This window comes from Actinacidiphila rubida (assembly GCF_900110255.1).
Lineage (GTDB): Bacteria > Actinomycetota > Actinomycetes > Streptomycetales > Streptomycetaceae > Actinacidiphila > Actinacidiphila rubida.
Window position 1 is genome coordinate 44,339 of the sequence record NZ_FODD01000048.1, and the last position, 6,443, is coordinate 50,781.

At 72.7% G+C, this 6,443-nt stretch carries 7 protein-coding genes; 3 read left to right on the top strand and 4 right to left on the bottom strand.

Annotation, left to right across the window (positions count from 1 at the left end; genetic code table 11):
- Positions 1–6: 6 nt before the first annotated feature.
- From BMW99_RS33515 to BMW99_RS33525, 3 genes are all read right to left on the bottom strand, one after another.
- On the bottom strand, positions 7–741 hold the full coding sequence (locus BMW99_RS33515) for a hypothetical protein (RefSeq protein WP_069466560.1): 735 nt from the start codon (positions 739–741) through the stop codon (positions 7–9).
- A 94-nt stretch (positions 742–835) separates the two neighbouring features.
- Complete coding sequence (locus tag BMW99_RS40940; RefSeq protein ID WP_141726428.1) at positions 836–1,408, bottom strand: hypothetical protein; 573 nt, start codon at positions 1,406–1,408, stop codon at positions 836–838.
- A gap of 323 nt (positions 1,409–1,731) precedes the next feature.
- Positions 1,732–2,277: an RNA polymerase sigma factor gene (locus BMW99_RS33525; RefSeq protein WP_075018116.1), complete on the bottom strand. Its 546-nt coding sequence runs from the start codon at positions 2,275–2,277 to the stop codon at positions 1,732–1,734.
- 87 nt (positions 2,278–2,364) lie between these two features.
- Here BMW99_RS33525 and BMW99_RS33530 point away from each other — a divergent pair, with 87 nt between their 5' ends.
- The 3 genes from BMW99_RS33530 (at position 2,365) to BMW99_RS43340 (ending at position 5,058) form a co-directional block, all read left to right on the top strand.
- On the top strand, positions 2,365–3,306 hold the full coding sequence (locus tag BMW99_RS33530; protein ID WP_075018117.1) for a serine/threonine-protein kinase: 942 nt from the start codon (positions 2,365–2,367) through the stop codon (positions 3,304–3,306).
- 248 nt (positions 3,307–3,554) lie between these two features.
- Positions 3,555–4,634, top strand: a complete 1,080-nt coding sequence (locus tag BMW99_RS33535; RefSeq protein ID WP_079176271.1) for a L,D-transpeptidase — start codon at positions 3,555–3,557, stop codon at positions 4,632–4,634.
- Between the two features lie 193 nt (positions 4,635–4,827).
- A complete protein-coding gene (locus BMW99_RS43340; RefSeq protein WP_075018118.1) occupies positions 4,828–5,058 on the top strand; it encodes a DUF7638 domain-containing protein in 231 nt (76 codons plus the stop codon).
- Positions 5,059–5,071: 13 nt separating this feature from the next.
- Here BMW99_RS43340 and BMW99_RS33545 read toward each other — a convergent pair whose 3' ends face one another.
- Entirely contained in the window at positions 5,072–6,307 is a 1,236-nt protein-coding gene (locus tag BMW99_RS33545) for an IS256 family transposase (protein ID WP_069463909.1), read from the bottom strand.
- Between the last annotated feature and the right edge of the window lie 136 nt (positions 6,308–6,443).

The window sequence follows — 6,443 nt, forward strand, 5'->3', positions numbered from 1 at the left end:
CCCGTGTCAGGAGGGGAGGCGGTTCAGGGCCGCGGTGGCGATTCCCTTGACGTAGGCAGGGGCGTCCGTGGGCTGGCCGGTGAGCTCGACGACGGCGACCCTGGTGCCGCTGCGAAGGACCGCGACACCGCCGGTGACGGTGCCGTCGCCGTTGAAGGACGTGTACCAGTGGCCGGTACCGCCGGTGGCGGTGAAGGCGTGGGCCGCGCCGTAGTGCCAGTGGCCGGCCGGCTCGTCCTGGCAGTCCCGCACCAGCGCGTCGAGCTGCTTCTCGTAGGTGCTCGCCGCGTTGCCGGTCGACGCGCTCGCGGCCGACTCGATCAGCAGGCCTTCGGTGTCGAAGGTCCAGGTCACCGACGCGTACGCGGTGGCCCTGCCCTGCGTCAGGTCACGCATCGTCTCCTCGCCCGAGCACGCCGAGAGCCCCTGGCGCCCGCTCAGTGCCACGGTCGCACCGACCGGACCGAGGCCCTGCTGGAAGAAGTCCTCGCTCTGGACGAGGGCGGCGGAGCCGAGTCCCGGCGCGGCGACCGCGACCGCGGCCGGCCGCGCGGCGACGGAGTGGGCGGCGGCCGCGGTGCGGTGCGCGGCGTTGCGCCCGGCGTTGTGCGCGGCACCGTCGGCGGTGGCCGACTGGGTGCCCACGACGCCGGCCGTGATCAGTGCGGCGGTGACGCAGGCCGCGGCGACGACACGGTTGCGGCGAACGGTCTTCTGCCGGACGGGCTGGTTCTCGGTCATCTGGTCCCCCTGCTGGTCGGGACGCCTGCTGCGTCCTCGTACAACCGGGGAGATGACGCCGGCGGAGGGAAAGTTGGAGCCCTGCGCGGCTGTTTCACAGCCGTGACAGAGCGGTCCTGACGATGCCGGACACCGCGGCCGTGCCCAGGCAGGCGTCGACCTCCAGCACCCCGTAGTGGTTGCCGCTGCGCAGCACGGCGATGCCGCCGCAGGGCTCCTTGCCCTCGGGAGCCGTGCCGGTGGTGTTGAGGGATCCCTGGTAGGTGCCCATCCAGCTCGCGCTGAGGCCGGGGCCGAGCTCCAGCGTCGTGGTCCTGCCGTAGACCCAGTGGCCGGGAGGTTCGTCCTGGCAGGGCACCTCCTCGAGCAGCAGGCGCTCGAAGAAGTTCTGTGCCAGGGCGGGGTTCTGGGCCTCGGCGGCGACCTCGCGCGCCACCTGGTCGGCGGGGCGCAGGGCCACGGTGGGGTCGCCCGGGGCGGTGCGGGTGCCGGTCATCAGTCCGCGGAAGTGGGCGCCGGGCCCGCCCAGCGTCTGGGTGAGCGTCTTCTCGCCGGTGCAGGCCGAGTTGGCGTACGCGCCGTCGCCGAAGCGGTCCCTGGCATGGATCGGCGCGGTGATGCCGACCGTGCCGAACGCCGCGGGGTCCAGCAGGTCGGCGGTCGTCACCGGCCCGGTGGCTGCCTTCGGCGCGGGGCCGGAGCCGGGGCCGGCCGCGGGCGCGGTGCCGGAGGCCGAGTGTGTGGGTGGCGTGGCGGACGCGCCGGCCGTCGCGCGAGCCGGAACGTGCTGGGTGGCCGGGGCCGACCGCGCTGCCGGGTGCGCGGCGCCGGGGAGCGGTGGAAGGACGAAACGGCCGGTCACCAGGCCGCACGCGGCGGCCGCCACCAGGGCGGCGACGGCGGATCGGGGCCGGACGGCGTATCGGGCCCGGACGGCGGTGCGGCCGCCCCCCGCCGCGGCATCGCCGCCCGCCGCCCCGGGACCGCCGTTCACCGATCGCCGGCCAGGCGCTCGCGCATGAAGTGCCGCGCCTGGTGGATACGGTCCTTGACCGTGCCCAACGGGGCATCCACCTCCTCGGCCACCTGGACGTAGGTGAGGTCGCCCAGGTCGCGCAGCACGAAGGACTCCACCAGGGTGGGGTGCTGCTGCTCCAACGCGGTCAGCGCCTCCATCAGGTCGAGCCGGGTCCCGGCGATGACGCTGGTGCTCCGCGGGTCCACGGACTCGGGCAGGTCGGCGTGGCTGTCCTCGGCGCGCCGGCGCATCGAACGGTAGGTGGACCGGGCGGCGTTGGACGCGATCACCGTCACCCAGCCGAGGAAGGAGCCGCGGCCGCCGTACTCGCCCAGGTGCGTGCTGATGGAGAGCAGCGCGTCCTGCGCGGCCTCCTCGGCGTCGGCGTGGTGCGGCAGGAAACGGGAGCAGCGGCGCAGCACCACCGGCCGCAGCTTGGCCAGCAGGTACTCCATCGACCCCGGGTCGCCCGCCTGCGCGGCCGCCACGAGCCGTTCCAGCTCGCCTTCCTCGAACACCCGGACCCCCCCCGTCCTGCCCCTGTCGCGTCCCACTCGCCGAACGGGAGTTTCCCACCCCCGACGACTCCGGCAGAATGCTGCCACATGCGCAAGCTCGGCCGTTACCTCCTCCTGGACCGGCTCGGAGCCGGCTCCTTCGCGACGGTCTGGAAGGCCTACGACCCGGAGCTCGACACCGAGGTCGCGGTGAAGGTGTTGGCCGAGAACTGGGCTGCCAACGCCGACGTGCGCGAGCGGTTCCTGGCCGAGGCGAGGCTGCTGCGCCGGATCGCCAGCCCGCGCGTGGTCCGGGTGCACGACGTCGGGGTGCAGGAGGACCGCCCCTACTTCGTCATGGACTACGTGCGCGGCGGCACCCTGGCGGACCGGGTCGGGCGGTGCGGCCCGCAGGAGGCGCTGCGGCTGGCCGCGGAGGCGGGCTACGCGGTCCAGGTCCTCCACGAGGCGGGCGTGGTGCACCGCGACGTCAAGCCGTCCAACCTGCTGCTCGCCACCGGCGCCGCGCCCGCCGCGGTCCTGGTGGCGGATCTGGGCAGCGCGAAGCAGCTCGCCGACGCGTCCGGGCTGACGGTGACCACGGGCACGCCCGCGTACATGGCGCCGGAACAGGCCTTCCAGACCGGCGGGTTCGACGGGCGGGCCGACGTGTACGCGCTGGCCGTCGTCACCTACGAGCTGCTGACGGGCCAGAAGCCGTTCGGCACCGGCGGACGCGCCACGGCCCTGATGACGGACCAGCCGGCCCGATCGACGCTGCCCGCGCTGCCCGCGGGCCAGGAGCTGCCGCCGGGGGTGGCCCTGCTGCTGCGGGTCGCGATGTCCGTCGAGCCGGCGGACCGGCCGCCGACCGCACAGGCCTTCGCGGACGCGCTGCTGGCGCCGGCCCCGCAGCCCGATCCTCAGTCCCAGTCCCAGCCCCAGTCCCAGTCCCGGGAACGCCCTGGGTGGCTGACCCCGCGCGCGGTCGGTCTCGCGTCGGGCGCGGTGTTCACGGCGACGGCCCTGCTGAGCTGGCTGCAGCGCTGAGTCCGGCAGGCGACGTCCCGCACTCAGGGGCGGCGGCGCGGGCCCGTCGAGAGCGCGCCCGTCCCGAGCACCGCCGCCGTCAACGCCCGCGATCCGCAGGGGTGTTTGTCACAGATCCGGAACAGCCGTTCAGGGCTCCAACCTTTCCGGTGCGGTCGGCATCTCCCACTGGCACGAGGGCGCGGCAGCACGCGGCAACGGCCGCGTGGCGACGACGCGCAGGGGAACTCAACGGGAGCGTGGGGAACATGGCACGGAACGCACGATCGGCACCGAACCGCGGACACCGCGGGCACCGCGGGTACGCCAGGCACATCGGCGCGGCGGTGCTCGCCGCCGCGGTGCTGCTGGGCGCCACCGCCTGCCAGGACGCCGCTGCCAAGGCCGCCGGGCCGGGCTCCTCGTCGGCGCAGTCCCCGTCGCCCGGCGCCTCGACGGGCGGCACGCCGGGCACCGGCACCGGCTCCGCCGACCCCACCCCGGCCGCCACCCGCCCCTCCCCGACCCGCCCCGCGGGACCGCCCCTGCTGCTCGACACGATCACCCCGGCGAACGGCGCCACCGTCGGCGTGGCGATGCCCATATCCGTGCGGTTCACCCACCCCGTCGCGCGCACCGCCCGCGCGGCGGTCGAGCGGGCGCTGAAGGTCACCTCGTCCACCCCGGTCACCGGCGCCTGGCACTGGTTCAGCAGCACCAGGGCGGACTGGCGGCCGCACCACTTCTGGCCCTCCGGCACCCACGTGGCCGTCGACGCCCGCCTCACCGATGTCGGCGACGGCAACGGCCGCTACGGCACCCACGACTACCACCACGCCTTCACCATCGGCGCGGACTGGGAGACCAAGGTCGACGCCCCCGCCCACACCATGGACGTCTACCTCGACGGAGTCCGCCAGAAGCACTTCCCGATCGACGCGGGCAGCGCCCAGTTCCCCACCTGGGACGGCACCATGGCCGAGATGGACAAGGCGCCCTCGGTCCACATGACGTCCTGCAGCGTGCACATCAGTTGCGATCCGGCCAGCGTCAACTACTACGACGTCACGCTGCCCTGGGACGTCCGGCTCACCACCAGCGGCACCTACGTCCACTACTCCACCGCCCACCCCAACCCCGGCCAGGCCGGCTCCCACGGCTGCATCCACCTGTCACTGGCCGACTCCCAGTGGTTCTACGCCCACGCCCACCAGGGCGACCCCGTCACCGTCACCGGCACCCCCCGCGGCCCCGTCCCCGCCGACAACGGCTACGCCGCCTTCACCCTCGACTGGACCACCTGGCTCGCCGCCAGCACCACCGGCGCACAGCAGACCGCGACCGCCTGACCCGCGCCGAACAGCCCGGTCGTGGCCGCGTCCGCAGCGGTCACGGACGACACCGGACGGATCCTGCCGCAGTGTTCTCCACCGCCACCACGGTGGCTTTGGCGTCGCCGTGTTGCCTGTCGGGGCGGAGCCGTGTGCGCCGGTGAGCGGTCGGCCTGATCGGGCTGAGGAGCGCCCGGGCTACGCTGCCGGCATGGCATGGACGAGGCCGACGTATCGCCTGGTGGATGGGGAACGGATCGACGGGGCGTGGTGCCACGTGTGGACCACGTCGTATGCGGGCTATTACCCGGCTGATCTCTTCGTCTATGCGGACGGCACGATCCGATGCGGGGGTGAGATGGATCTGCAGGGACTCCGGGCGCGTCTGACGTCGGGACGGGGTCACGTCCGCTGGCGTGGTGTATTGACGGCCATCGGCTGATCTTGTGGTGAGGCTATGCGGTGAGTTCGGTGGGCAGGGCGGGTTCGGTGGTGTCTGACTCGTTCGGGTGGCTGGTCTTGGCGAGGAGTTCGTGGCTCATGTAGCGGCGGGCTTCGGTCCATTCGTCGTTCTGTTCGGCCAGGACGGCGCCGACCAGGCGGATCAGGGCGGTGCGGTCGGGGAAGATCCCGACGACGTCGGTGCGGCGCCGGATTTCCTTGTTGAGCCGTTCCTGCGGATTGTTCGACCAGATCTGCCGCCATGCCTCCCGCGGGAAGGCGGCGAACGCCAGCACGTCGTGCTGGGCGGCGTCCAGGTGCTCGGCGGCCTTGGGGAACTTCGCCTCCAGGGCGGTCAGGACGTGCCTCATCTGCGCGTGGACGGCCTCGGCATCGGGCTGCTCGAAGACGGTCCGCAGCAGGGTGGCCACCCATGGCTGGGCGGATTTCGGGACCTGGCAGAGCAGGTTGCGGGCGTAGTGGGTGCGGCAGCGTTGCCACGATGCGCCGGGTAGGACGGCTGCGATCGCACCGACCAAGCCGGTGTGGGCGTCGGAAATGACCAGCTGGACGCCGGACAGACCGCGGGCGGTCAGCGAGCGCAGGAACGCCAGCCAGCCGGCACCGTCCTCGCAGGTGGCGACGTCGATGCCGAGGATCTCGCGGTGTCCGTCGGCGTTGACACCGACCGCGACCAGCGCATGCACGTTGATGATTCGGCCGCCCTCACGGACCTTTTGGGTGAGGGCGTCGACCCATACGAACGCATAGGGGCCGGTGTCCAGCGGGCGGTTGCGGAACGCGGCGACTTGGTCGTCAAGGTGCTTGGCCATCGCGCTGACCTGCGACTTGCTCAGTTGGGTGACGCCCAACGATTCGGCGAGCTTTTCCACGCGGCGGGTGGAGACGCCCAGGAGGTATGCGGTGGCGACCACGGAGATGAGGGCTTGTTCGGCCCGTCGGCGGCGTTCCAGCAGCCAGGTCGGGAAGTAGCTGCCCGAGCGCAGCTTCGGGATCGCAAGCTCGATCGTGCCGGCCCTTGTGTCCCACTCGCGTGGGCGGTAGCCATTGCGCTGGTTGACGCGTTCGTCGCTGACCTGCCTGTATGCGGCGTTGCAGGCCGCGTCGGCGTCCGCGGACATCAACGCGTCGGCGAATGCCTTGACCATCTGACGCAGCAGATCGGGACTCGCCGAGGCCAGGTTCTCCTCGGTCAGGGCGCGCAGGGGCAGACTGTCGGGTGCGGTCATCGTGCTGATCTCCTTCGAGGCTTAGTCACTTCGAAGATCAGCCGGTGGCCGTTTCTCTATGCGGGCACCAACCCGGACGCCGGGACAAACCCCCGGAACAGGTCCCACCCGCTACACCACTTCCAAGGACGCAACC